The sequence below is a fragment of the Streptococcus sp. CL5.50 genome (assembly GCF_049738015.1).
In the GTDB taxonomy this organism is placed as follows: Bacteria; Bacillota; Bacilli; order Lactobacillales; family Streptococcaceae; genus Streptococcus; species Streptococcus mitis_CA.
Window position 1 is genome coordinate 1 of record NZ_JBKOTR010000020.1, and the last position, 25,934, is coordinate 25,934.

23 protein-coding genes and 1 tRNA gene are annotated in these 25,934 nt (G+C 40.3%); 3 read left to right on the forward strand and 21 right to left on the reverse strand.

Annotated features, from left to right (window positions below; all coding sequences use genetic code 11):
- Positions 1-86: 86 nt before the first annotated feature.
- The 21 genes from ACLNCV_RS09420 to ACLNCV_RS09520 all read right to left on the reverse strand — a co-directional run bounded on the left by ACLNCV_RS09420 (position 87) and on the right by ACLNCV_RS09520 (position 22,312).
- Positions 87-1,013 (reverse strand): bifunctional riboflavin kinase/FAD synthetase, encoded by a 927-nt coding sequence (locus ACLNCV_RS09420; protein WP_150922389.1) that lies wholly within the window; start codon positions 1,011-1,013, stop codon positions 87-89.
- 143 nt (positions 1,014-1,156) lie between these two features.
- The gene (gene smc / locus ACLNCV_RS09425; RefSeq protein ID WP_424845145.1) at positions 1,157-4,696 is read right to left on the reverse strand and encodes a chromosome segregation protein SMC; all 3,540 of its coding nucleotides are present in this window, start codon (positions 4,694-4,696) and stop codon (positions 1,157-1,159) included.
- Entirely contained in the window at positions 4,687-5,385 is a 699-nt protein-coding gene (rnc, locus tag ACLNCV_RS09430) for a ribonuclease III (RefSeq protein ID WP_023944176.1), read from the reverse strand. The genes smc and rnc overlap by 10 nt, the downstream gene beginning before the upstream one ends.
- 288 nt (positions 5,386-5,673) lie before the next feature.
- Positions 5,674-5,745 (reverse strand) — tRNA-Arg (locus ACLNCV_RS09435).
- A gap of 66 nt (positions 5,746-5,811) precedes the next feature.
- Complete coding sequence (locus ACLNCV_RS09440) at positions 5,812-6,798, reverse strand: GMP reductase (protein WP_000931164.1); 987 nt, start codon at positions 6,796-6,798, stop codon at positions 5,812-5,814.
- 202 nt (positions 6,799-7,000) lie between these two features.
- The gene (locus ACLNCV_RS09445) at positions 7,001-7,780 is read right to left on the reverse strand and encodes an L-threonylcarbamoyladenylate synthase (RefSeq protein WP_261028742.1); all 780 of its coding nucleotides are present in this window, start codon (positions 7,778-7,780) and stop codon (positions 7,001-7,003) included.
- A gap of 27 nt (positions 7,781-7,807) precedes the next feature.
- On the reverse strand, positions 7,808-8,401 hold the full coding sequence (gene leuD, locus ACLNCV_RS09450) for a 3-isopropylmalate dehydratase small subunit (RefSeq protein WP_159803784.1): 594 nt from the start codon (positions 8,399-8,401) through the stop codon (positions 7,808-7,810).
- A gap of 9 nt (positions 8,402-8,410) precedes the next feature.
- Positions 8,411-9,793 (reverse strand): 3-isopropylmalate dehydratase large subunit, encoded by a 1,383-nt coding sequence (gene leuC, locus ACLNCV_RS09455; protein WP_261126741.1) that lies wholly within the window; start codon positions 9,791-9,793, stop codon positions 8,411-8,413.
- A gap of 3 nt (positions 9,794-9,796) precedes the next feature.
- Positions 9,797-10,066 (reverse strand): DUF1294 domain-containing protein, encoded by a 270-nt coding sequence (locus ACLNCV_RS09460; RefSeq protein WP_261126739.1) that lies wholly within the window; start codon positions 10,064-10,066, stop codon positions 9,797-9,799.
- Positions 10,063-11,100: a 3-isopropylmalate dehydrogenase gene (leuB, locus tag ACLNCV_RS09465; RefSeq protein WP_261126736.1), complete on the reverse strand. Its 1,038-nt coding sequence runs from the start codon at positions 11,098-11,100 to the stop codon at positions 10,063-10,065. The genes ACLNCV_RS09460 and leuB overlap by 4 nt, the downstream gene beginning before the upstream one ends.
- Positions 11,101-11,111: 11 nt before the next feature.
- Entirely contained in the window at positions 11,112-12,674 is a 1,563-nt protein-coding gene (locus ACLNCV_RS09470) for a 2-isopropylmalate synthase (RefSeq protein ID WP_261126733.1), read from the reverse strand.
- A 314-nt stretch (positions 12,675-12,988) separates the two neighbouring features.
- Complete coding sequence (locus ACLNCV_RS09475; protein WP_261126731.1) at positions 12,989-13,645, reverse strand: MmcQ/YjbR family DNA-binding protein; 657 nt, start codon at positions 13,643-13,645, stop codon at positions 12,989-12,991.
- A gap of 42 nt (positions 13,646-13,687) precedes the next feature.
- Positions 13,688-14,320 (reverse strand): copper homeostasis protein CutC, encoded by a 633-nt coding sequence (locus ACLNCV_RS09480; protein WP_261008948.1) that lies wholly within the window; start codon positions 14,318-14,320, stop codon positions 13,688-13,690.
- A gap of 92 nt (positions 14,321-14,412) precedes the next feature.
- Entirely contained in the window at positions 14,413-14,772 is a 360-nt protein-coding gene (locus ACLNCV_RS09485) for a YbaN family protein (protein WP_001237214.1), read from the reverse strand.
- A gap of 104 nt (positions 14,773-14,876) precedes the next feature.
- A complete protein-coding gene (gene topA / locus ACLNCV_RS09490) occupies positions 14,877-16,964 on the reverse strand; it encodes a type I DNA topoisomerase (RefSeq protein ID WP_261028727.1) in 2,088 nt (695 codons plus the stop codon).
- A gap of 222 nt (positions 16,965-17,186) precedes the next feature.
- Positions 17,187-18,035 (reverse strand): DNA-processing protein DprA, encoded by an 849-nt coding sequence (gene dprA / locus ACLNCV_RS09495; RefSeq protein ID WP_084926569.1) that lies wholly within the window; start codon positions 18,033-18,035, stop codon positions 17,187-17,189.
- 87 nt (positions 18,036-18,122) lie between these two features.
- A complete protein-coding gene (locus ACLNCV_RS09500) occupies positions 18,123-18,812 on the reverse strand; it encodes a sugar phosphate nucleotidyltransferase (protein ID WP_084926570.1) in 690 nt (229 codons plus the stop codon).
- 11 nt (positions 18,813-18,823) lie between these two features.
- Positions 18,824-19,702, reverse strand: a complete 879-nt coding sequence (locus ACLNCV_RS09505) for a DMT family transporter (RefSeq protein WP_049501802.1) — start codon at positions 19,700-19,702, stop codon at positions 18,824-18,826.
- A complete protein-coding gene (gene licA / locus ACLNCV_RS09510; RefSeq protein WP_049544120.1) occupies positions 19,692-20,561 on the reverse strand; it encodes a choline kinase LicA in 870 nt (289 codons plus the stop codon). Before licA ends, ACLNCV_RS09505 begins: the two co-directional genes overlap by 11 nt.
- 16 nt (positions 20,562-20,577) lie before the next feature.
- The gene (locus tag ACLNCV_RS09515) at positions 20,578-21,600 is read right to left on the reverse strand and encodes a ribitol-5-phosphate dehydrogenase (protein ID WP_000609878.1); all 1,023 of its coding nucleotides are present in this window, start codon (positions 21,598-21,600) and stop codon (positions 20,578-20,580) included.
- 4 nt (positions 21,601-21,604) lie between these two features.
- Positions 21,605-22,312, reverse strand: a complete 708-nt coding sequence (locus tag ACLNCV_RS09520; protein WP_153199027.1) for an IspD/TarI family cytidylyltransferase — start codon at positions 22,310-22,312, stop codon at positions 21,605-21,607.
- 485 nt (positions 22,313-22,797) lie between these two features.
- Between ACLNCV_RS09520 and tacF the strand changes: the two genes are divergently transcribed.
- Genes tacF through ACLNCV_RS09535 form a run of 3 tightly spaced genes read left to right on the forward strand, consistent with a single transcriptional unit; the run spans position 22,798 to position 25,909 of the window.
- On the forward strand, positions 22,798-24,285 hold the full coding sequence (tacF, locus tag ACLNCV_RS09525) for a type IV teichoic acid flippase TacF (protein ID WP_084926574.1): 1,488 nt from the start codon (positions 22,798-22,800) through the stop codon (positions 24,283-24,285).
- 9 nt (positions 24,286-24,294) lie between these two features.
- Positions 24,295-25,098 carry a LicD family protein gene (locus ACLNCV_RS09530; protein ID WP_049546496.1) on the forward strand — a complete coding sequence of 268 codons (804 nt, stop codon included), beginning with the start codon at positions 24,295-24,297 and terminating at the stop codon, positions 25,096-25,098.
- A gap of 1 nt (position 25,099) precedes the next feature.
- Positions 25,100-25,909, forward strand: coding sequence for a LicD family protein (locus ACLNCV_RS09535; RefSeq protein ID WP_424845146.1), 810 nt, complete (start codon positions 25,100-25,102; stop codon positions 25,907-25,909).
- Positions 25,910-25,934: the final 25 nt, after the last annotated feature.

The following is a 25,934-nucleotide window of genomic DNA, read 5'->3' on the forward strand; positions in this document are numbered from 1 at the left end:
TAAAAAAGTAGCCTGGAAAGGGCTACTTTTTCTATTTAGAAATAAGAATCTAAAGTATGGATAATTTTATATAAAACTCCGATTTCCTACTCAGCATCCTTCCAATTCCGAGCAATTTCTTCATCTTTCTGGAGTTGATCTACCAGTTCTTCAACAGAGTCAAATTTGACCATTTCACGAACACGGTCTAGCCAGTAGACAATAACTGTTTCACCGTAAATATCATCTGAAAAATCAAAAATATTGACTTCAAAACGTGGCTCTTCTCCATCGAAAGTAACATTTTTCCCGACACTCGCCATTCCACGATATCTTTTACGCTGCACTTCGATATCGACTACGTAAACACCATCTGCTGGCATATAGGTTCGATCTCTTAAAACTAAGTTTGCTGTTGGGTAACCGATAGTCCGTCCACGAGCATTGCCATGAACAACCATTCCACGTGACGGTAGAGGAGTGCCAAGTAAATGACCAGCTTCCCTGACATCTCCATCAAGAATAGCTTGACGAATACGAGTAGAACTAATTTTCCCCTTTTCATCCTCAACAGGAGGAACAATGATGATTTCTCCATCAAAATAGTCCTTCAAATCATCCGCAGTTTTCTTATCAGAACCAAACGTGTAATCAAATCCCGCTACAATAATCGCTGGTTTTAATGCTCTAACATAGGTATCAAAGAACTCTTGACCCGTTAAACTAGCAAATTTACTACTAAAGTCAAGTAAGAAAAGAGCCTCTACTCCATGCCATTTCATCTTATGTTCTCGTTCTTCATGGCTAACAATATGAAGCATTAATTCTGGCTTGTAAGGTTGCAAAGCAAGCTTAGGTGACTCTGTAAAGGTCATCACGACAACTGGTAGATATTCTTTCATCGAAGCCTTGCTAGCTACTTCAAAAAGCTTCTGATGTCCTTTATGAATACCGTCAAAATAGCCTAATACAAGAACTGTTTTATCCGGTACTGCGATGTCTTTTTCATTTTTTATAGGTACTGTTGTAATCATGAAACTATTATATCATAGAGAAAGCCTTTTCGCTAAAAGGAAAGCCCAAATGTCGTTTTTTGCCCCTGAACTGACCTTAAAAAATTATTCAAGATGTTAGTTTTAAAAAATAGCATCCCCTAAGAGATGCTATCGTTTGGTAACTAGTCTACTGTTTCTTCCAAATCTTTTAACTTGACCGAAACAATTTTTGACACACCTGATTCTTGCATGGTCACTCCATAGATAGAATCAGCCGCTACCATGGTTCCCTTACGGTGTGTCACAACGATAAACTGGCTGTCCTTGTCAAAACGGTTGAGGTAATCTCCAAAGCGTTTAACATTGGCTTCGTCCAGCGCAGCCTCTACCTCATCCAAGATAACAAACGGGATAGTCTTAACTCGGATAATGGAGAAGAGCAAGGCAAGAGCCGATAGGGCTTTTTCCCCTCCACTCATGAGATTAAGAGACTGGATTTTCTTGCCTGGTGGTTGAACAGAAATCTCAACACCAGCTGTCAGCAGGTCTCCCTCAGTCAAAATCAGGTCTGCTTGACCTCCACCAAACATCTGCTTGAAGGTCACTTTAAAGGACTCACGAATAGCTTCAAAGGTGGATTTAAAGCGTTCCTTGACCTCATCATTCATCTCTGTGATGGTCTCAAGGAGCAAGTTTTTCGCTGACAAAATATCATCACGTTGGCTATTCAAGAAATCCAAACGATTGTAAACCTCTTCGTACTGGTCAATAGCTTCCAAGTTGACAGGACCCAGTGAGCGAATAGCCTTCTCTAAATCCTGCACCTCTTGCTCTGCCAGATTGAGGTTTTCCAATTCATGTGCCTTTTCTAGTGCTTCAGTATAGCTAATCTGATACTGGTCTGTTAATTGACTTTGTAGATGGCGCAAGCGCTCGCTGACCTTTTCTTTCTTGGCTTCAGCACGAGTTTGCTTGCGAATCCACTCTTCATTCTGCTGGCGAGCCTGATCCAAATGACTGGCAATATCATCCAGCTGACCTTCTATATCATCCAACTCAAACTGCTTGCGAATCAAACCTTGTTGGAGGTTTGTTTTCTGAGTTTTGGCTTCTTCTACCTGTTGACTGAGCAAATCTGTATCAACTTTCTCAAGATTGTCAACCTTTTCTTGAAGAAGACGCTGGATTTCCTCTTGTTCTATATCTAAATTGTCCAATTCTTTGCCTAAACGCTCAATATCAGCTACTTCATAACGTTTTTGCCCTTGCAGTTCTGTCTTAAGCAAGCGAGCTTGCGCTACCTGTTCTTGCAAGTTCTGATAACGCTCTTGGATGGCATTTTTGTTAGACTTAATTTCTTCAATCTCAGTTTCCAGATTTTGCTTTTCACTGGCGATTGTAGTAAGGCTCTCTTGACATTTTTCCTTATCCGCTTGCCAATCTCCCTCAGAAAGACGATTTAATTCCTCTTCTTGGAGTTTCCAAAGAGTTTCCAGTTCTTCAACTTGCTGACTAGTTTGCTGATAAGCAAGGGACAAGCCCTGCTCCTGAATACGAGCCTGCTCTCCTTGAGATTTAATAGCTTCTAATCTTTCTGTCAATGCAGCCATCTGGTCTTGCAAGGTCTTAATACTCGACTCTTCTGAACGCAAGCTTGCTTCTTCTTCAGCAATTTCTTTTTGCAGTTGCTCCAGCTCTGGCTTGATGAAGATGCTGTTGTTCTGACGATTGGCTCCACCTGCATAGGAACCACCTGTGCGCAACTCTGTACCGTCCAAAGTCACCATACGAACCTGATAACGAACCTGGCGAGCTGCTACACGCGCGTGTTCTACAGTATCAAAAATTGCTGTCGTAGCTAACAAATTCTTAAAAATAGCTTCCAGTCTAGTATCGAATTTCACCAACTCATCTGCCATACCCAGAAATCCCGGACTTGCAGCGATAGCATCTTGGTTCTGACTAGAAATCGTACGCGCCTTAATAGTGGTCAAAGGAAGGAAAGTCGCACGACCGGCTCTGTTTCGTTTAAGGAAATCAATCGCCTTGGTTGCTGCCTCTTCATCTTCTACGATGATATGCTGACTGCTGGCTCCAAGCGCAATCTCTAGGGCAGTTTGATAATGCACATCAAAAGTCAGGTGCTCACTAACAGCACCAATAATTCCACCAAGGCGGGTTTTTTCTTGGAGAACACTCTTAACACCTGCATAAAAGTTACTATGATTTCTCAGGATATTTTCCAAACTTTGGGCTCTAGCCTGCTTGTTTTTGAGATTATCCAGACGGTCAAAGAGTTGATTTTGTTGAGCCTGATAGGAAGATTTCTGATCCTCTTGCTCCTTGGCAATAGCTTGGTAGTCGGCCAATAATTTCTGAACATGCTCCTTGGCAGTTTCAAGCTCGTCTTTTTGCTGACTAGCCTTCTCTTTAGCTGTAGCCAACTGTTCTTTCAGCTTTTCTAATTGATCTGCTTGTTTTTGAGAAAGCTGACGACTATTTTCCAACTCATTCTCGATGCGGGTGAGTTGGTTTGAGACATCCGCTTCTTCTTGTAAAAGAGCTACAAACCGTTCACGCAAGAGCTCAATCATTTGATCAGGATCATCTGAAAAAGCCAGCAATTCAGCCTCTATTCGATTGAGTTTTTGATTATTTTGGACTAGATTTTCTTCTAAGAGGGCTAAAGAGCTTTCTTTTTCAGTATTTTCCTGACTTAGAGCATTTCTCTTATTCTCCAAAGCAGCCAAACGAGCTTGTGCTTCCTGTTGATTCAGGGCTACTTGCTCAGATTCTAATTTCGATAGGGCTAATTTTCTCTCTAAATCACTAATCAGACTGGTCAAATCCATCAAACTGCCTTGGTCTTTGGACATTTCAGCCTGTAAATCTTGGCGTTGCTTTTTAAGAGCTTGATTTTCTTCTTCTAATTTTTCACGCTTTTGGTAGTAGCTCGTCAAGAGTTCCTGAACCTGAGTCAACTCTTCTTCTGTCGAGTCTAGTTCAGCCTTATTTTCCTTGATTTGAGCAACAAGGACATCCAAGTAAATAGCCTTGCGTTGACCTTCCAAATCTAAAAACTTACGGGCATTTTCAGCTTGCTTCTCAAGAGGCTTGATTTGATTATCCAACTCATAGATAATATCCTCTAAGCGGTCTAGATTATCCTGAGTTTGTTGTAGTTTACTCTCAGTTTCTTTTCTGCGAGTCTTGTATTTTAAAACTCCAGCAGCTTCTTCAAAAATAGCTCGGCGTTCCTCAGGCTTGGAATTAAAAATCTCCTCAACCTTCCCTTGGGAAATGATGGAGAAGGAATCTCGTCCCAATCCAGTATCCAAGAAAAGGTCCTGAATATCACGCAGACGGACTTTCTTTCCGTCAATCTTATATTCGCTATCTCCACTGCGATAGATATGACGTTCTACCCTGATTTCTTGACCTGCATCCTTGATAAATCCGTCATGATTATCCAAAGTCACAACTACAGAAGCATAATTGAGCGGTTTGCGACTTTCAGTTCCAGCAAAAATGACATCAGGCATCTTACCACCACGGAGACTCTTAACACTTGACTCCCCCAAGGCCCAACGCAGACTTTCTGTAATATTTGACTTTCCAGATCCATTGGGTCCAACAACTGCCGTCACACCTTGGTCAAAAACGACCTTGGTCTTATCAGCAAAAGACTTGAATCCCTGAATTTCGATTTCCTTTAAATACATGAATCCAGCCCTTTCTCAACGGCATTTTTGGCAGCTTCCTGCTCTGCTAATTTCTTAGAACGACCTTGACCTTGACCGATGCTCTTACCTTCGACAAGAACTTCTACATCAAAGACCTTATCATGGGCAGGACCCGTTTCAGAAATCACCTGATAACGAATAGCCACATCGCCATTGACCTGAAGTAACTCTTGGAGATGGGTTTTGTAGTCTGTAATCATCTCAAATTCGCCTGCTTCAACCTTAGGAATCATGACTTTGTAGATAAATTCCTTGACTTTGGCCACATCCTTGTCCAAAAGGAGGGCACCAAGAAAGGCTTCAAAGGCATCACCAAGAATGGTATCACGATTGCGACCACCAGATTTTTCTTCCCCTTTACCCAACTTGATAAATTGATCAAACTGGCAATCACGCGCAAAACCAGCCAAACTCTCCTCGCGAACAATCATGGCACGGAGTTTGGACAAATCACCTTCAGGCTTTTTAGGATATTTTTTATACAGATATTCTGAAATCAATAACTGTAGAACAGCGTCTCCTAAAAATTCCAAGCGTTCATTGTGTGAAATTTTTAAGAGGCGGTGCTCATTGGCATAACTCGTATGAGTAAAGGCAGTCTCCAGTAAGTTTTTGTCTGCAAATTCGATTGCAAAATGGTTCTTTAGTACAGTTTGTAATTCTTTCATACCAACCTCTTTCTAACTGATAACAGTCCTTTTTATTATATCAAAAAAAGCCCCCTGAGTCACTTTAAAACGAGACTGGAAAACATTTGGGTATTCTTTAAAATAAGATTTTCAGTTTTATACTCAATGAAAATCAAAAAGCAAACTAGGAAGCTAGCCGCAGGCTGTACTTGAGTACGGTACGGCGACGCTGACGTGGTTTGAATTTGATTTTCGAAGAGTATTAGGGGCAGATTTGAGGCAGGATAAATAAAAAGCCCTATTAAAGGCTTTTTTAGGATGTTTACATCCACCCTGAGGGAATCGAACCCCCATCTCAAGAACCGGAATCTTACGTGATATCCATTACACTAAGGGTGGAAACTTGTTTTATTATAACAGAAATTTGCTCTAATAACAAGTTTTTTTCTAGTGAGATAGCCCGTCTTAGTGGGAAGCATCCCCATTCCAGATGGAGTTTTTCACGATAACATAATCAACATGTTTAAGGTCAGCAACCTGACGTCCACCTGCATAGGAAATAGCACTTTGAAGGTCTTGTTCCATCTCAGTTAAAGTGTCTTGCAGATGACCTTTAGCAGGAAGCAAGATACGTTTGCCTTCCACATTTTTGTAAGCACCTTTTTGATATTGTGAGGCTGAACCGTAATATTCTTTGAACTGTTCACCATCGACTTCAATCGTTTTTCCTGGACTTTCGATGTGTCCTGCAAAGAGGGAACCAATCATAACCATGCTGGCACCAAAACGAATAGACTTGGCAATATCACCGTGAGTACGAATTCCTCCATCAGCAATAATCGGTTTACGTGCAGCCTTGGCACACCAGCGTAGAGCAGCCAACTGCCAACCACCTGTACCAAAACCAGTCTTAACCTTGGTAATACAAACCTTACCTGGACCGATTCCGACCTTAGTAGCATCCGCACCAGCATTTTCTAATTCACGCACAGCTTCTGGTGTTCCCACATTTCCAGCAATAACAAAAGTATCTGGCAATTCTTTCTTGATGTGTTGAATCATAGAAATTACGCTATCCGCATGACCATGGGCAATGTCAATCGTGATGTACTCAGGAGCATCAGCCTTAAGCTGGCTCACGAAATCATACTCATAGTCCTTAACACCGACAGAAATAGAAGCAATGAGACCTTGATCATGCATACGCTTAATAAAAGGAATACGTCCTGCCTCATCAAAACGGTGCATAATGTAGAAGTAACCACCTTTAGCTAGTTGCTCTGCTACATTTTCATCTAAAATAGTCTGCATATTAGCTGGCACAACAGGTAGTTTAAAGGTGTGATTTCCTAAAGTGACACTTGTATCCGCTTCTGCACGGCTTTTAATGACACATTTATTTGGAATCAATTGAATATCTTCGTAATCAAAAATTGGAAATTCATTTAACATATCGATGTCTCGTTTCTTTTGTAATGACCTACCTATGCTCTCGCATCCCTACGCCTTTTCCGACGTTTCCTTAATTAATTATAAATCAAAGTACAGCTTTTGTCAAATTATCTTATAAACAAAAATATATTGTTCGGATTTTACTTATATTAAAAAACAAAAGAAAGAGGAGAGATTATTTTCTCCCCACTTCTTCTACATTCTAATAATACTCACCCTGACGGTAGTCCCATGAGTTAAAGGTATCTGACAAGTGCATCATAATCTTATCAATATCAAGCCCTTTGCGGATTACAACTGGAGCTGGTGAAGTTGAGCGTGCTCCTCCTTGTTCTGGGATGAGTTTGCCGTCTTTATCGACCATAGAGACCATCACACCTTGCTCGTAGCGAGTTTCAATCGTTTTGTCAGGCTGGATAGATGCCACATAGTCGTCTGCCTCGATAACAAGGTCCACTGCGCCTTCGATACGTTCTCCAATTCCTTCTACCTTACCACGATTTCCTTTTCCAGATGGGTTTGCAGATGAAGCGTATACCATCTTGCCTTCTTCCCAAAGTTTGGCAGCCAATTGTTCACCAGCTTTCCCAAATTTGATAACAAAGCAGCTAGTACCACGCACGTCAGTCATAAGTTCTTCACGGCCATCCCCATATGCTTTTAGTTTTTCAAAGGCTTCTGGTTTCCAAGGAAGGATACAACCAAGAAGAATGTCTTCGTCCCAATGTTTTTGGTAAAAGGCTTCAATTTCTGGGTTGAGTTGTGCTAAAGCGCGAAGCTCATCCATGCTACCGCAGAGAACAACACCTGGTTTGTTACGGTTACGCTCTTTAGCTTCAAACTTGCGTTCAAGTCCTGCCTTATCGCTAGTCATGATGATGTAACCAACTTTAGTAGGGCAAACAATACAACCGCTCTCACCTTTTAAAATGTCATAGCCTTCTTGTGAAAGTGTTCCGTTCCATTGAATGTGTTTTGTCATAGTTCTATTTCCTTTTCTATTTTTCTTCTAATTCTGCCAATAGGCTGGACGTTGTTTTTCATAAGCAGCAATCAAATCTTCATACTGCAAAGTAATACCGATATCATCCAAACCATTTAAGAGTTTATGTTTCCACTCGCTATCGATTTCGAAAGTAAATTCTCCAACGGGTGAGATGATTTTTTGTTGTTCCAAGTCCACAGTTACCTGGTCGGTTGGTTTTAGCTGGGCTAGTTTCTCTCGAACCTCTCTGGGCTGAACAATGGGCAACATGCCATTATTGAGTTCATTATTGTAATGAATATCCCCAAAAGACCCTGCAATCACGACCTTAAAACCATAGTCTGCTAAGGCCCAAGCTGCATGTTCCCTCGAAGACCCTGCTCCGAAGTTATCCCCTGAAATGAGAATACTGGCTTTGCGATATTCAGGTCGGTTAAAGACAAAGTCTGGGTCCTCAGTATACTTGTCATCCAGATAACGCCAAGCATACATGAGGTACTTACCAAAACCTTTTTTATCAATTAACTTGAGAAACTGCTTGGGAAGGATTTGGTCAGTGTCAATGTTATCATTCATAAGAGGAACAGTCGTTCCCGTATAAACTGTAAATTTCTCCATATCCTCTCCTTACTGGGCTTCTGGCATTTGCCGAACATCTACGAAACGCCCTGCAATAGCTGCCGCAGCTGCCATAGCTGGACTACAGAGATGAGTCTTAGCGCCAAAGCCTTGTCTGTCTTCAAAATTTCGATTGCTGGTTGAGGCGCAGTGAACGCCATCTGGAACCTTGTCAGGATTCATCCCTAGGCACATAGAGCAACCTGGGTCTCTCCACTCAAAACCAGCATCTAGAAAGACCTTGTCCAAGCCCAACTTTTCAGCAGCTCGTTTCACAGGACGAGAGCCTGGAACCACGATAGCCGTTAAGTTGGAAGCAATTTTCTTCCCTTTAACAAATCGCGCAGCCAGTTGCAAATCGCTGAGACGAGCATTGGTACAAGAGCCGATAAAGATATAACCTAGTTCAATATCTGCTGGCTTTTGACCTGGTTCCAAATCCATATAATTGTAGGCTCGTTCATCATTCATATCCTTAATTTCTGGGAAACTACTGTCAAAGTCAACCCCCATAGCAGGGTTGGTTCCCCAGGTCACCATAGGAGCAAGGTCTGAGACATCCATCTGGATAACCTTATCGTAAACGACATTCTCATCACTGACAAGGGTCTTCCAATCTGCCACAGCCTCTTCAAAGTCCTCTGGAACACATTCCCGTCCCTTGAGATAATCATAGGTGGTTTGGTCCGGATTCATGATTCCCATCTTGGATCCAAACTCGATGGACATATTGCAGATGGTCATTCGCTCTTCCATGCTCAGTGCATCAATAGCTTGTCCACGATATTCAACCACGTAGCCAACACCACAAGCAACGCCGTACTTGGCAATCAAGGCTAAAATGAAATCCTTGGAATAAACTCCTTTTTGAGGAACTCCAGTGAATTCAACCAACATTTTCTTAGGTTTAACCTGCCAGAGGGTCTGGGTAGCGAAGACATGCTCAACCTCACTAGTCCCAATCCCAAAGGCGATGGCTCCAAAAGCTCCATGGGTTGCCGTATGGCTGTCTCCACAGACAATGAATTTTCCTGGTTGAGTTCTTCCTGTTTCTGGACCTACCATGTGCACGATTCCCTGTTTTTCAGAACCATGGGCCGCATGTTCAATCCCAAACTCCTCAACATTTTCAGCAAGCTTATCAATTTGAGCCTTGGAAATGACATCTCGAATATCGTAGATATTGACCGTCGGGACATTGTGGTCAAAGGTTCCAAATGTCAAGTCTGGTCGTCTCAATCTGCGCCCTGCATCTCGTAATCCTTGAAAAGCTTGAGGACTGGTCACTTCATGAATATAGTGCTGATCCACATACATGAGTTGGGGCTGCCCCTCTTCTCCTGTGATGACATGACGGTCCCATAATTTATCAAAAATCGATTTTCCTGCCATCCATTACCTCCAAATAACATATAAGGCTACTAGTGTGGACACTATCCCGAGAAACCAAACTGTTTTAAAATACCATTTTCGAGTCTTGTGGTGAAAGATGATTCCTGCTAACCAGGCCCCAAAACCACCACAAGTAAAGGCTAAAATGAGTAAGATTTTCTCTGGGATTCGCCAAGTACGTCTCCTTGCCTTAGATTTGTCAATGCCGTAAATCAAGAAAACCATGACATTCCAAATCAAAAGGACTAGAGTAATTTTTTCGTCTAACTTCATAACCTTGCAATAATAGCTTCCGTCATTTCCTTGGTCGAAGCCTGTCCTCCTATATCTCTCGTTAAAATTCCAGCTGCCAAACTTGCCTCAACAGCAAGCTCGATACGCTCTGCATCCTCATAACGTCCAAAGCTGTCTCTCAGCATCATGGCCACTGATAAAATCATAGAGATAGGATTGGCAATTCCTTGACCAGCAATATCAGGTGCTGAACCGTGAATAGGTTCATAGAGACTTGGTCCATTTTCAGAATGACTGGCTGATGGCATAACCCCAAGTGTGCCAGATAGAACGCTTGATTCATCAGATAGAATATCTCCGAAAAGATTCTCCGTCACGATGACATCAAACTTAGCAGGATTGGTAATCATAAGCATGGCAGCTGAGTCGACTAGCTGGTGCTCCAAGGTTACATCTGGGAAATCCTGTGAGACCTTCTCAGCTACTTTCCGCCAGAGTTTTGATGTTGCCAACACATTTTGCTTATCAATACTAGTAACGATTTTTCTGCGATTGCTTGCAATTTCAAAGGCCTTACGAATAATCCGCTCTACTTCCTCATAGCTATAGTCGTTAATATCACGCGCTTTGCGCTCTTCAAGGATATGATCTCCAAAGTAAATCCCGCCGGTCAACTCACGCACCACAACAAAGTCCACCCCAGCAATTCGTTCTGGTTTTAGTGGTGACAAATGCTTGAGACTGTCAAAGATTTTTACAGGGCGAATATTAGCGTAAAGATTGAGTTCCTTACGGAGAGCCAGCAAGCCTTGTTCAGGCCGAACCGCTGCTCCATCATACTGAGGACTACCGATAGCCGCTAGGAGAATAGCATCTGCTTCGCGACATACCTTGAGGGTTTCATCAGGTAAAGGATGGCCTGCTGCATCAATTCCTGCACCTCCAAAAGGTCGTTTGTCTATTTCATAGTCAAAGCCTGTTTGTTTAGCTATAGCTTCCAGAACCTCTAAACCAGCCTCCATGATTTCTGGACCAATTCCGTCCCCTGCTAGGGCTACTATTTTTTTTGTCATAGCATTCTCCTTTACACACTAGGCATGTCACGATAGGAAACACTGCGTCCCATCTCACCAGCATTCTCTTTTTGAACAAAGGTATTGGCATTGATGTAAGCAATAGCCGAAGCCTTCAACACATCGAAATCAAGGCCTGCTGCGTTAAATATGGTTTCTGTATCTCTGTTTTCAACAGTAACCAAAACCCGAGCTTGGGCATCAATTCCATCTGTCACAGCGTCAATAGTATAGGATACCAAGCGGACAGATTGGTTAAAGAACTTATCGATAGCGTTAAAGATTGCTTCAACGGAACCTTGCCCCGTCGCATTAAATTCGACCTTCTCACCATCCATATTAGCTAGGCTAACGAGCGCTTCGATGTCATTATCTGCATGAGTTTGAAGTTGTAAATCATCAAAGTGGAATCCTTCAGGGTTTTCAACCATGGTTCCAGCTACCAGAGCACGAATATCTGCATCTGTGATTTCTTGTTTCTTGTCGGCCAATGCCTTGAACTTAGCAAAGAGTGGTCTGATATCCTCTTCTGTAAAGTCTAAGGCCAGTTCTCTTAGTTTTTCAACAAAGGCATGGCGACCAGACAATTTTCCAAGCGGAAGGCTATTGCTCTTAACACCAACCAATTCAGGTGTGATAATCTCATAAGTAAGAGGATTTTTAAGGACTCCATCTTGGTGAATACCAGATTCGTGAGAAAAGGCATTGCCACCAACCACAGCCTTGTTTTTAGGAACTGGAATACCAGAGAATCGAGAAACCATTTCTGACGTATTTATTGTTTCATTTAGGACAATACTGGTTTCTGCTTGATAGTAATCTTGGCGAATATTGAGGGCCACTGCAATTTCTTCCAAAGCAGCATTTCCAGCTCGCTCCCCAATACCGTTGATAGTTCCTTCAACACGTCCTGCCCCATTCTTGACGGCAGCAAGACTATTAGCCACTGCCATTCCAAGATCATCATGACAGTGAGGCGAATAGATGATCTGACGATCTGTCTTGACATTCTCAATCAAGTATTTGAAGATAGCTCCGTATTCCTCTGGTGTGGTAAATCCTACCGTATCAGGGATATTGATATAAGTTGCACCTGCATCAACCGCTGTTTGAACAACTTGTAAGAGGAAATCCAACTCTGTTCTAGTCGCATCCTCAGGAGAGAATTCGACCACTTCAAACTTAGAACGTGCATAGGAAACATGCTCCTTAATAGCTTCTAGAATCTCTTCCTTGCTCTTATTGAGCTTATACTTACGATGAATCGGACTAGTAGCGATAAAGACATGAACCTGTGGATACTTGGCATCCTTGAGCGCCTCATAACAAGCATCGATATCAGACTTGACCGAACGTGCCAAACCAGTCACCGCCGTTTTCTTCAAGACCTTAGCAATCTCCTGCACTGCTGTAAATGAGTCTGGGCTAGCCGCTGGAAAACCAGCTTCAATTGCTGAAATGCCCCATTTTTCAAGCTGTCTTGCAATGGCAATTTTTTCCTTGATTGAAAAATTAACGCCAGGTGTCTGCTCTCCATCCCGAAGGCTGGTATCTAGAAATTCAACTGTTCTCATAAGATTTCCCCTTTTCCAAATGTGGTTTTTAAAAAAACATCTCGCTTAGAAGTCCAAGCGAGATGTTGATTCACTCCCGCTTGGTAAGCCAAACAGGACTAATGCTTTTTGCACTAGCCCGAGTACCTCAACAACAAAGCGAATTGATTAAACTTAGCTGTTTTCATGTTTGACTTTCTCCTTCGTTTGATATCTTGTTTAGTATTTTAGCATAGACAAAAGTACTTGTCAAGAAAAAATCCAATATTTTCTGAAAATTTCTTCAGTAGAGAATATTTTGCTAATTGAAAGTTCTTGAAAATCCTTGAAATGTTTCATTTTTTAGTGGTTAAGTTCCAACTTTTTTCTATCAATTCCAACACTTCTTTATCTGATAAAGTATCATCAAGCGCCACACTAATCCAGTAACGTTTATTCATATGAAAAGCTGGATAAACGCCTTTGTGTGAAAGTAAGTCAGCTACTTGGTCATGTTTGAGGTTGACTGCTTCCACCTGTCCTTCTCTGCCCTTTTCCAGCTTATCCCAAGAGATTTTCATCAAGACGGCATACCACTTTTTATTGCCTTCGTGTCTTAACACTGCCGTATCAGGCGATTTCTCCCACAAATACTCCAACTGATTACCATACTGTTCCTGAACTTGAGTCATGATTCGCTTAGTCTGAGGGCAGATAAAATCCTGTACCTCAAAACAAGCCTTCCGAATCTGGTAAAGAATCTCCAAACAAGCCTCACGGACACTTCCTACAAAACTTCCCCTCATGCTTTCCATATGGACTTGAGGATAGAGGTCACCAGTCTCCTGATCAAATACCTGAAAACTCACATTATCAGTAGTGATGGACACAGTCATGACAAAGTCACCCTGCAAAATCTGGCAACTATAAGTCCAGACTTCCCCATTTTTTACAAAACCATAGGCATGAGCTTTTTCTTGATTAAACTGATAGGATTTAAAAATTTCAAACATAAGTGAAAACTGCTACCCTAAGCAGCAGTTCCTTTCTATTTTTTAAAAGACAACCTTAGTACCATGTAATTGTGTCACTCCCAGTTGGTCGATAAAGATTTGACGGTTGTCAAGGTCAATCCCCCCACCTGGTAGAATTTCAATTTTACCTTTAGCGTGTTCCAAAATTCTGTGATAGTGAGCAAAACGTTTCTCTAGTGAATCTCCAGACACACCAGCACGAGTTAGGATACGAGTAACTCCAGCTTGACTAAGCCAGTCAATAGCTTCCAGTTGATCATCATCACTCAATTCATCAAAGGCCATGTGGAAGACAATTTCCATTCCTTTTGATGCAGCAATTAACTTTTCAAGATTAGGCTTATCCAACTTCTTATCAGCAGTTAAACCCCCAAATACAACTCCTTGACTTCCAGCCTGAGCAGCCAACCGAATGTCTTCTAGCATAATTGCAATTTCTAGTTCATTATAGACAAAGTCGCCACCACGTGGACGAATCATGGTCATGATGGTTGTATCGTAGTTAGCTGCCAATTCAACCGCTGCCTTGGTCACTCCATAGCTGGGAGTTGTCCCACCAACTGCTAGATTGTCACAAAGTTCGATTCGACGAGCTCCAGCCTGCATCGCTTTTTCAAGCAAGGTCACATTTTCAGCACAAAATTCGTAAATCATTTGATTCTCCTTGAAGATTACTTTAAATTTATTATATCATATTGTTGTGAATATGCTTTCAATTTTATCAAGGCAAATAACTACTATTTTAACTATTCTTTGTCTGGAATGACCTTGAAGAGATAATAGGTGATAAAGATGGTCAAAGCTCCCAGACCGATTTTGACTGGTAAGAGAGGAGCAAAATAAATGGAAATTCCCATCAAGATGTAGATAGATACAATGATTTTTTTCTTGCGTTCACGCGCAATAGACTTAGTCTCGCGAAAATCAGCTACATATGCTTGATAGAGCTTGGTATGATAAAGCCAGTCTTCGAAGCGCTTGGAACTTCTTGAGAAACAAGCAATAGACAACAAAAGAAAAGGGGTTGTAGGCAACAAGGGCAAGACAACCCCAACAATAGCCAAAGCCAGTGATAAAAAACCAATTATCAAATAGATAAGACGCATAACTTCTCCTAGTTAAAATAATCTTCTTCTAGTTTCGCATAAAATGATGAATTTTGTCAAGTTCTAACCAAAAAAGCCTGAAATTCACTTTCAGGACTCTCTTCTTATTTAATCTTTTCTTCCTCGTAATCACCCTTGCTACAAATAACCTGCTTGCCGCCACCACGGACTTTTTTCTCCATGAGGAAATTGCCACACTTTGGACAATCACGACCAACAGGCTTGTCCCAAGAGGTAAACTCACAGTCTGGATAGCGATTGCAACCATAGAAGAGGCGGTTACGTTTTGTTTTACGCTCAATGATTTGTCCCTGATGACAACTTGGACACTCTACACCGATTTCTTTTACGATTGCTTGGGTATGACGACAATCTGGGAAATTGCTACAAGCGTAGAACTTACCAAAACGACCAAGTTTAATGACCATTGGACTACCACACACTTCACAGTCAAATCCAGCCAGTTCATCCTTGATTTGGATTTTTTCCATTTCTTCTTCAGCCTTGGCGACTTCTTTGGAGAATGGTTTGTAAAAGGCATCAATGACACGTTGCCACTGCTCTTTTCCGACTTCGACATCATCCAGCTTGCCTTCCATTTCAGCTGTAAAGGTCACATTTACGATATCTGGGAAATATTCAACGATGAGCTTGTTAACAATTTCCCCCAACTCTGTCGGTTCAAAACGTTTGGCTACAAGGCGAACATAATAACGTTTCTGAATGGTTTCAATGGTTGGAGCGTAGGTTGACGGACGTCCAACCCCATTTTCCTCCAAGGTCTTGATCAGGGTCGCTTCAGAATAACGAGCAGGCGGTTGGGTGAAATGTTGCTCTGGTTTGCTATTGACCTGTTTAACCACATCTCCAACAGCCATATCTGGTAACATCTTATTCTTGTCAGAATCATTATAAATGGCAAGATAACCATCAAACTTAATCTGACTACCATTAGCAGCAAATTGAATTCCATTTTGCGACAATTTAACAGCCATGGTATCAAAGACAGCAGCTGTCATCTGGCTAGCCACAAAACGATTCCAGATAAGAGTATAAAGCTTAAGCTGATCCTTGTCCAGATACTTAGCGATGCTTTCAGGTGTATTAAAAACACTAGACGGGCGAATAGCCTCGTGGGCATCCTGAGCTCCTGAAGCATTTTTGACCTTGCTACCATGCTTAGAATACTTACTACCAAAACGGTCCGTAATGAAGCTTGCTGCCTCATTTTGCGCTACAGGACTGATACGAGTCGAATCGGTACGCATATAGGTAATCAAACCTTGAACACCAGAACCAATATTAATCCCTTCATAAAGCTGTTGGGCAACCATCATAGTCTTTCGAGTACGGAAGTTAATTTTATTGGCAGCGTCCATCTGCATGGATGAAGTGGTATAGGGTAAAGGAGCATTGCGTTTGCGCTCTTTCTTATCTACCTGATCCACTGAAAAATCCTTACTAGTCAGACGAGACAAGACTTCCTTGACCTCATCATTGCTAGTCAATTTCAGCTTTTTGCCATCCACTCCATAGAAGGAAGCTTGAAATTGCTTGGTTCCCTTTTTAAAAACACCATCAATTGTCCAGTATTCTTCTGGTTGGAAGGCATTAATTTCATTTTCACGGTCAATGATTAACTTAAGCGCAATGGACTGAACGCGACCTGCTGACAAGCCCTTCTTGACCTTTTTCCACAAAATAGGCGAAATCGAATACCCTACCAAGCGGTCCAAAACACGACGAGCCTGTTGGGCATCGACCAAGTCCATATCAATCTTGCGAGGTTCTTTAAAAGCATTTTTGACCGCATCCTTGGTGATTTCATTGAAGACCACACGGTTGGCATCATTTTCATCTAAGTTGAGAATGTGAGCCAAATGCCAAGAAATCGCTTCTCCTTCACGGTCCGGGTCACTCGCCAGAAAGACTTTATTAGCTTTTTTAGCTTCTTTTTTCAAGTCATTGATAAGAGGACCTTTTCCTCGGATATTAATATATTGCGGTTCATAATTATTTTCAATATCGACGGACATACTGGATTTCTTCAAATCCCGAATATGACCGACACTGGCTAAAACCTTGTAGTTTCTGCCGAGATATTTTTCAATCGTCTTGGCCTTAGCAGGCGACTCCACGATTACTAGATTTTTTTTAACTGTTGATTTTTTCTTTTTTGTTGCCGTAGCCACAGTATCACACCTTTTCAAAGTAATAAACTTTATAAAGTGTAAACCATTTTGCCATAACTGTCAAGACTTAGCTCCTATATATAGAAGAAAAGTTTGTCTAGTAAGCGGACTTTCTTCTTATACTCAATGAAAATCAAAGAGTGAACTAGGAAGCTAGCCGCAGGCTGTACTTGAGTACGGCAAGGTGAAGCTGACGCGGTTTGAAGAGATTTTCGAAGAGTATTAAAATTCAAATTCCGCAAGAACATCCTGCCCACTTGTGACCAATTTTGCACCTTCTTGAATCAAATGATGGCAACCGTCTGATAGTCCATCTAAAATGCTACCAGGAATAGCAAAAACATCGCGTCCTTCTTCCATTGCCCTCTCACAGGTAATGAGACTACCTGAGCGCATCTTAGCCTCTGCTACAATCACGCCACGACAAAGTCCAGCAATGATGCGATTACGGGCAGGAAAATGAAATTTAAGAGGTTGTTCGCCAGGTCCATATTCACTGAGAACCAGATGATCATTGCCGATGTAGTCTTGCAAGCGTTTATTGGCTTTAGGATAAAACACATCCAGTCCTGTTCCAATCACTGCAATGGTTTTTCCACCATTCTGCAGGGCTGCCATATGAGCTGCTGTGTCAATTCCCTTGGCTAATCCACTGACGATAACCAGTTCATTTTCCATGCCCTGAATGACTTTTTCAACTGACTTAGCCCCCTGTTTGCTACAAGCACGACTTCCCACGACTGCTACCTTAGGAAATTTCAAGAGATCCAGGTTTCCCTTGTAAAATAAAAGTACAGGCGCATCATATATTTCACTCAAATCCCAAGGATAACAGTCATCTAAAATAGAGAAAGATGGAAATTTTTGAAACTCCTTCTCCAAATGCGTATCGTCTATCTGAAAATAACGTTCCATAAAAACAGCTGGATTTCGGCAACCTGAAATTTCTGCAATATCACCTAACAACAGTTCTTGATCAACATTTTCACCGTATTCTAGAACTGCCAAAACCTGTTGATTGGTCAAACCTGATTTTTTTAACTTATAGATTTCATAGTTTGTGATTTTCATAAATAACTCCATTTCTTTTTCTACTCATCTATTTATTCGTAAAAAATCAAAAAAACATCCGACTATTTTAGCCAGATGTTGGAATCTTTAATTTTCGTTTTTAAGAATTTCTTCTAATTTATGATAGTCTTGGACACTATCGATTTCATAGATGCTATTGCCTTCTAATTCTTCAACATAGACATCTAACTCTTTGATGTTATCCTTAACCATATTGTCCCAGTAGAGATCAACAAACTCGCCACTTGCATAAGCCTTGTCGATAAAGCTGACAATCTTTTCTGCAGTTGGAGCGTCCCAGAAGGATACACCACTAAGAATGCGACCAGCTTTGCTATCAACAGTAATGTCTTGAACCTTATAGTCATCTCCATAGACCAAGAACCATTCGTTGGTACAATCTTCACGATAAACACTAAAATAAGTCGAACGTGTCAAATCATTGCGGAACATATTTTTGAAGAGATAGTTATCCGCATCAATAACATAGCTGTTAGCCAACTCTTCTTTTACAAGATAGAGAGAGTAAAAGTTATTGTAGTCAGCGTATTTATCATTGAAAACGAGGCGAACACCATATTTTTCTTTTAAGTAATCGAATTGTTCTTTAAGGTAACCAACGATGATGATGATATCATGGATACCTTTTTCTTTTAGAAACTCAATTTGGTATTCAATCAAAGGTTTTTCATTAACCTGAACCAAGGCTTTAGGGGTATTTTCAGTCATAGGACGCAAGCGAGTTCCCAATCCCGCTGCTAAGATGATAGCTTTCACACGAATCTCCTTTATTCTTTAATAATAATATAAACTCCAGCAATGACGACAAGTGACGTAATAATTGTCAACATATCTAGCGGTGCACCCAAGAAAACAACAGCAAACAAGACTGTCCATACTACATAGCTCACATTCAAGCCTGTAGCCTTGGCTGGTTGCAAGCGATTGATAGCGATATAATAAGCCAAGTAGGAAATCATATCAAAGGCTGCAAAGACAATCATGAGACCTAGCAATTGTCCATTGGCCACTTCTGCAAATGACTGATGAGAGAAGAGCACAATCACAAGATAGGATAAGAATGAAGTTACTTGACGGATTAAGAGAGCTTCGATTTCACTTAATTCACTTTCCATGGCAAAGGAGCTAAGGACACTTTCACTCCCCCATGCAATGGCACAAACCAAAGCACAAAGAATCCCAATGTAGAAAGAATTAACCTGTTCAACCTTATAGGTCTGAGCAATAATCCCTCCAATAATCAAGACGATCCCAAACACAGTATTTTTCGAAATCTTGTGCTTCAAAAAGAAGAAAGCCAATAAAACTGAAATCGCAGGGTAAATAGCCGATACAGATGAAGCTAAGGAACTTCCAATATACTTAACTGCGTAAAGATTGGCCTGCATACCGATAGGGCCTGCTAATAAGGCTCCGATGATCACACTAACATTGCGAATATTTAAGAAAATTGAGAGACGAACTTTTCCTTCTTTCACCAAGAGAAAAACTAGTAAGATAAAGATACTCAAGAAATCGTGAGCAGCGGCCACCACAAAGGGCGACAAATCTGTAAAAATCGAAAAGATATAAGCACTAATCGTTAGACCTAAACCCCAGAAAATACCTGAGAGTAGACCAAAAGAAACTCCATTTTTATTTTTCATCTGAACCTCCATAATATGACAAACCTTTAACAGCTCTTTGGTAACGATTCACACCATAGTCACCAAAATCTGTGCCTTGCTCTTCCTTATAGACAGTCCATAGACTCCAAATAGCATCTTGTAAAATTTTATAAATGGCAATCTTTTCACGAGAGACAGGAGTTTGTTCACTCTCATAGTGAGATAAGAAAGCTTCTTCCTCTTGACGTGTGAATTCAGACTCTAAAAAGAGGGCAGCCAAATCCCACATTGGATCGTTCATTGATGAATATTCCCAGTCAATCAGATATAGACGTCCTTGAGGTGATTCGATAAAGTTTTCAGGCACCAAATCGATATGACAAGATTTTCTGTCAACACCTAAGTCAGCCAGTCTTTTCTCTAAGGAGAAGACTTCTTCTCGAACGGCTTCATAGTTGGCATAAGGGATTTTTTCTTCAATCAAGGATTCGTATTTTTTGATTTCTTCAAAAGGAGCAAATTCTCCCCTTAATTCCTTGCCAGATGCATGGATAGTTTGTAAAATTGGAGCAATTTTGTCAAATTTGGTCTTGATTGACGTTGAATCAAGCGTAATCGCAGATTCGATATACTCATTTACTTTTATACCAGCTTCAATATCAAAAAGATAATTTTTTACATCTAAGTCTAAATCCTTTAGTAGTTCAAGATTGTACTTTTCATCTTGACGATTGATCAGCTTTTCTGTCCCTTTACCAAAGAATTTAACAATGTATTGCTTATTTGTTGTTTTGACCAAATAGTTTTGATTGGTCATTCCCCCCAGTTGTTCAACACTGAGGACTTCCTCTTCTTGACTAAGTAAGGAAGAAATTTTTTCTTTAATGATTTTCTCCACAATTAACCTCCAGCACCTATACTTCCCACTTAAACACGGTTTTAAAGGCTGTGTTTAAGTCGGTAGCAAAGACACGATGAATATCTTTAATTTCTCTTACAGGTTCTTCTAGATAAAGGATATTTTTAAGACGATTGGCAAATTTCTTGACTTCCATCATTTGGATTGCATTTTCAAAATCAATGCGACCAGAACGAGAGGACCCAACCAAGAGCAAGCCTTTTTCTAAGGCATCGCGTGTATTGAGATTGACTTTATACTCACTAACTCCCATCATAAGAATCGTTCCCTGAGGACGAATATAGCGAACCAAATCATTAATAGCTGGTCCAGTACCATCACCACCACAACACTCAAAAGCATGGTCAAAGGCCAAATCTTCAGGAATATTATCAGTAATATAGCATTCTTTGGCAAATGAGAAGAGTTCCAACTTTTCCCAATGACGACCAATAACCACAATCTCTGCTTCTGGCAAAGTATAGTTGATAATATTGGCAACCACAAATGCTAAACTTCCATCTCCGATAACGGCGATTCGGTCCCGCTTGCTATGAGCAAGGGTCAATAGACGATTCATAGCGTGCATGCCGACACTGACAAACTCTGTAATGGCTGCAACCGTATCTTCGATAGCATCATAAGCCACCACACGATCTTTAGGAAGAGAAACAAACTCTCTCATAAAGCCATCAAATCCACTAGACAAGAAATGAGTACCTGTCATGTAGTTCTCATAGAATTCTTCATCACTCTGCATAGGAGGCTGATTAGGAATCATAACAACCTTTTGACCAACCTCGTAGGTTCCCGTCGGGTCAGAAATAACGGTTCCACATGACTCGTGAATCATTGCCATTGGAAGCTTTTTATTCAAAATCTTGGGATCACGTTTTCCTTGGTAGTAACGCTGATCCGCATGACAGACCGCCATATAATTAGGGCGGATGAGGATATGATTCTCTTGGTCAATAGCCTCTTCCTGATATTTGACATTGATAAACTTAGGCTTAGTTAGTTGATAAATTTGATTAATCATTTTACTAGTCTTTCTCAATCATACTTTTTGCAATCTTCAAATCTGTTACGGTTGTAATCTTCAGATTTGAGTATTCACCCTTGGCCAAGGCCACATCTTTTCCTTTAATAACGAAGATTTTACATGCATCTGTTAAGATTTCCTTCTCTTCAACAGAGAGAGAGCCATAAAGGTCCATGAAGTCCTTGCAACGGAATGTTTGAGGCGTTTGCCCTTGATAGAGGTGAGCACGATTTGGAATATCTGTAATAAATTGACCATTGGTACTTTCAACGATAGTATCAACCGCTTCTACCACTGTGTCCACTGCGTCATGATTTTGGGCAAGTTGGATATTGTCCTGAATCATGCGAAGTGTAATAAATGGACGAACAGAATCGTGGGTAACAACGATATCCTCTGGAGTAAGCGGACGATAAGCATCAATAGCTTCAATGATTTTCTCAATACTCGTATTACGGTCAGCACCACCTTTTGTAATGATGATACGATCCTTATGAAGAGGTAGATATTTATCTACAAGATCCTCTGCATGAGAAACCCAGTCTCCATGAACCCCAACTACAATTTTTTCAATACTTGGTTCCAAGACAAATTTTTCAATTGTATGAATCAAAATAGGTCGATCACCTAGCTCTAAAAATTGTTTTGGCAAATTACTAATTCCCATGCGAGTACCAGTTCCACCAGCAAGAATTCCTGCATAAATCATCTATTTTCTCCTTTGTCTTACTAAAAAAACTTATTCTCTCTATTATACCACAATCTAGCCCTATCATGAAAGAAATACTAGACCTCCCTTTCTAGAATAGGAGGGTTAAGTAGTTCTATTATTCAAAGAAACTAACCCATTTCTAGTAATGACCAGGAATTCTGTAGTCATTACTAATAAATGGCTGTGAAATTTTAGAGTTCTTCAGAATAATATACTTTCCTTAAAGAAAACTTAAAAATAAACTTTGAAACTTCAAAGTGATTGCTTGACTTATACTCAAGGAAAATCAAAAAGCAAACTAGAAGCTGGCCGCAGGTTGCTCAAAGCACTGCTTTGAGGTTGCAGATAGAACTGACGAAGTCAGTAACATATATACGGTAAGGCGACGCTGACGTGGTTTAAATTTGATTTTCGAAGAGTATTACTGCCCTTCATTTCTTATTAGCTGACTTTATGATATAATGAAAAACGAGGTAAATTGAATGAAAAGTATAAAATTAAATGCTCTATCTTACATGGGAATTCGTGTCTTAAATATTATTTTTCCCATCTTAACTGGAACCTACGTCGCGCGTGTCTTGGACCGAACTGACTATGGTTACTTCAACTCTGTCGACACAATTTTGTCATTTTTCTTACCCTTTGCAACTTATGGAGTCTATAACTACGGTTTACGGGCCATCAGTAATGTCAAGGATAACAAAAAAGATCTGAATAGAACCTTCTCGAGTCTTTTTTATTTGTGCATAGCTTGTACGATTTTGACCACCGCTGTCTATATCCTTGCCTATCCTCTCTTCTTTACAGATAATCCAATCATCAAAAAGGTCTACCTTGTTATGGGGATTCAACTCATTGCCCAGATTTTTTCAATCGAGTGGGTCAATGAAGCTCTGGAAAATTACAGTTTTCTTTTTTACAAGACTGCCTTCATCCGTATCCTGATGCTGGTCTCTATTTTCCTGTTTGTCAAAAATGAACACGATATTGTTGTCTATACACTTGTGATGAGTTTATCGACACTGATTAACTATCTGATTAGTTATTTTTGGATTAAAAGAGACATTAAGCTTGTTAAGATTCACATAAGTGATTTTAAACCGCTCTTTCTCCCTTTGACAGCCATGTTGGTCTTTGCCAATGCCAATATGCTCTTCACTTTTTTGGATCGTCTCTTCCTCGTTAAAACAGGGATTGATGTCAACGTTAGTTACTATACCATGGCTCAACGAATTGTGACCGTTATAGCTGGTGTTGTAACAGGAGCTATCGGAGTGAGTGTGCCTCGTCTCAGTTACTATCTAGGAAAAGGCGATAAGGAAGCCTATGTCGCACTTGTTAACAGAGGCAGTCGAATCTTTAACTTCTTTATCATTCCACTGAGTTTTGGACTCATGGTTTTAGGACCAAATGCCATCCTACTTTACGGTAGTGAAAAATATATCGGAGGTGGTATCTTAACCTCTCTCTTCGCTTTTCGTACGATTATCCTGGCCTTAGATACCATTCTTGGTTCCCAAATTCTCTTTACAAATGGCTATGAAAAACGAATCACAGTCTATACAGTCTTTGCAGGATTACTCAATTTGGGCTTAAATAGTCTCCTCTTTTTCAACCACATCGTGGCTCCTGAATACTACTTACTGACAACTATGCTATCAGAGGCCTCTCTACTTGTTTTCTATATCATTTTCATCCATAGAAAACAACTCATCCACTTAGGACATATCTTTAGCTATACTGTTCGATACTCGCTCTTTTCACTTTCCTTTGTAGGAATTTATTTCCTGATTAATTTCTTGTATCCCGTGGATATGGTCATTAATTTGCCATTTTTGATTAATACTGGTTTGATTGTCTTGTTATCAGCCATCTCTTATATTGGTCTACTTGCCTTCACCAAAGATAGCATTTTCTATGAATTTTTAAACCATGTCCTAGCCTTAAAAAATAAATTCAAAAAATCTTAGGAGTATAGAATGAAACAACTAACCATTGAAGATGCCAAACAAATTGAATTAGAAATTTTGGATTATATTGATACTCTCTGTAAAAAGCACAATATCAACTATATTATTAACTACGGTACTCTGATTGGGGCAGTTCGACATCAGGGCTTTATTCCTTGGGACGACGATATCGATCTGTCCATGCCTCGAGAAGACTACCAACGATTTATAAACATTTTTCAAAAGGAAAAAAACAAATATAAGCTCCTTTCCTTAGAAACTGATAAGAACTACTTTAACAACTTTATCAAAATAACCGACAGTACAACTAAAATTATTGATACTCGGAATACAAAAACCTATGAGTCAGGTGTTTTTATCGATATTTTCCCTATGGATTGCTTTGATGATCCTAAGGTCATTGATACTTGTTATAAACTGGAAAGCTTCAAACTTCTGTCTTTCAGTAAACATAAAAATATTGTCTATAAGGATAGCCTTTTAAAAGATTTGATACGAACAGCCTTTTGGTTGCTCCTTCGACCGGTTTCTCCTCGTTATTTTGCAAATAAAATCGAGAAAGAAATTCAAAAATATAATCGTGAGAATGGGCAGTATATGGCTTTTATCCCTTCTAAATTTAAGGAAAAGGAAGTCTTCCCAAGTGGTACCTTCGATAAAACAATTGATTTACCCTTTGAAAATTTAAGCCTTCCAGCACCTGAAAAATTTGATACTATTTTGACGCAATTTTATGGAGATTATATGACCCTACCACCAGAAGAAAAACGCTTCTACAGTCATGAATTTCACGCTTATAAATTGGAGGATTAGGATGCAGTATTTAGAAAAAGAAGAAATTAAAGAAATTCAACTAGCCCTGCTAAACTATATTGATGAGACTTGTAAGAAACATGATATTCCTTATTTTCTAAGTTATGGAACCATGCTTGGAGCTATCCGCCACAAAGGTATGATTCCCTGGGACGATGATATTGATATTTCTCTCTATCGTGAAGATTATGATCGCTTATTGAAAATTATTGTGGAAGAAGACCATCCACGTTATAAGGTTCTCTCCTACGACACTTCTTCTTGGTACTTCCATAATTTCGCATCGATTTTGGATACTTCTACTGTTATCGAAGACCATGTTAAGTACAAGCGTCACGACACCAGTCTCTTTATCGATGTCTTCCCAATTGATCGCTTTACAGACTTGAGCATTGTCGACAAGAGTTATAAGTATGTAGCCCTTCGTCAACTAGCTTATATCAAAAAATCACGCGCAGTTCACGGTGATAGCAAATTAAAAGATTTTCTAAGATTATGTAGCTGGCACGCCCTCCGATTTGTCAATCCTCGTTACTTTTACAAGAAAATTGATCAGCTAGTCAAAAATGCTGTAACCAACACTCCTCAATATGAGGGAGGAATTGGTATTGGTAAAGAAGGAATGAAAGAAGTCTTCCCAGTTGATACCTTTAAAGAACTCATCTTAACTGAGTTTGAAGGCCGTATGTTGCCCGTCCCTAAAAAATATGATCAATTTTTAACCCAGATGTATGGGGATTATATGACACCACCATCAAAAGAAATGCAGGAGTGGTATAGCCACAGTATTAAAGCTTATCGCAAAAGCTGATTAAGCAGTAGTTTACAAGAAAAAA

Bases quoted from the DNA above. Each gene is read 5' to 3' on its own strand.
- ACLNCV_RS09515 (WP_000609878.1), bottom strand. From the start codon at position 21,600: ATGATTAATCAAATTTATCAACTAACTAAGCCTAAGTTTATCAATGTC.
- ACLNCV_RS09530 (WP_049546496.1), top strand. From the start codon at position 24,295: ATGAAACAACTAACCATTGAAGATGCCAAACAAATTGAATTAGAAATT.
- dprA (WP_084926569.1), bottom strand. From the start codon at position 18,035: ATGAAAATCACAAACTATGAAATCTATAAGTTAAAAAAATCAGGTTTG.
- leuB (WP_261126736.1), bottom strand. From the start codon at position 11,100: ATGACAAAAAAAATAGTAGCCCTAGCAGGGGACGGAATTGGTCCAGAA.
- smc (WP_424845145.1), bottom strand. From the start codon at position 4,696: ATGTATTTAAAGGAAATCGAAATTCAGGGATTCAAGTCTTTTGCTGAT.
- ACLNCV_RS09505 (WP_049501802.1), bottom strand. From the start codon at position 19,702: ATGAAAAATAAAAATGGAGTTTCTTTTGGTCTACTCTCAGGTATTTTC.
- ACLNCV_RS09475 (WP_261126731.1), bottom strand. From the start codon at position 13,645: ATGTTTGAAATTTTTAAATCCTATCAGTTTAATCAAGAAAAAGCTCAT.
- tacF (WP_084926574.1), top strand. From the start codon at position 22,798: ATGAAAAGTATAAAATTAAATGCTCTATCTTACATGGGAATTCGTGTC.
- leuD (WP_159803784.1), bottom strand. From the start codon at position 8,401: ATGGAGAAATTTACAGTTTATACGGGAACGACTGTTCCTCTTATGAAT.
- ACLNCV_RS09470 (WP_261126733.1), bottom strand. From the start codon at position 12,674: ATGAGAACAGTTGAATTTCTAGATACCAGCCTTCGGGATGGAGAGCAG.
- ACLNCV_RS09480 (WP_261008948.1), bottom strand. From the start codon at position 14,320: ATGATTTACGAATTTTGTGCTGAAAATGTGACCTTGCTTGAAAAAGCG.
- ACLNCV_RS09535 (WP_424845146.1), top strand. From the start codon at position 25,100: ATGCAGTATTTAGAAAAAGAAGAAATTAAAGAAATTCAACTAGCCCTG.
- rnc (WP_023944176.1), bottom strand. From the start codon at position 5,385: ATGAAAGAATTACAAACTGTACTAAAGAACCATTTTGCAATCGAATTT.
- leuC (WP_261126741.1), bottom strand. From the start codon at position 9,793: ATGGCAGGAAAATCGATTTTTGATAAATTATGGGACCGTCATGTCATC.
- ACLNCV_RS09445 (WP_261028742.1), bottom strand. From the start codon at position 7,780: ATGACAAAACACATTCAATGGAACGGAACACTTTCACAAGAAGGCTAT.
- ACLNCV_RS09460 (WP_261126739.1), bottom strand. From the start codon at position 10,066: ATGAAGTTAGACGAAAAAATTACTCTAGTCCTTTTGATTTGGAATGTC.
- ACLNCV_RS09420 (WP_150922389.1), bottom strand. From the start codon at position 1,013: ATGATTACAACAGTACCTATAAAAAATGAAAAAGACATCGCAGTACCG.
- ACLNCV_RS09520 (WP_153199027.1), bottom strand. From the start codon at position 22,312: ATGATTTATGCAGGAATTCTTGCTGGTGGAACTGGTACTCGCATGGGA.
- ACLNCV_RS09440 (WP_000931164.1), bottom strand. From the start codon at position 6,798: ATGTTAAATGAATTTCCAATTTTTGATTACGAAGATATTCAATTGATT.
- ACLNCV_RS09485 (WP_001237214.1), bottom strand. From the start codon at position 14,772: ATGCGTCTTATCTATTTGATAATTGGTTTTTTATCACTGGCTTTGGCT.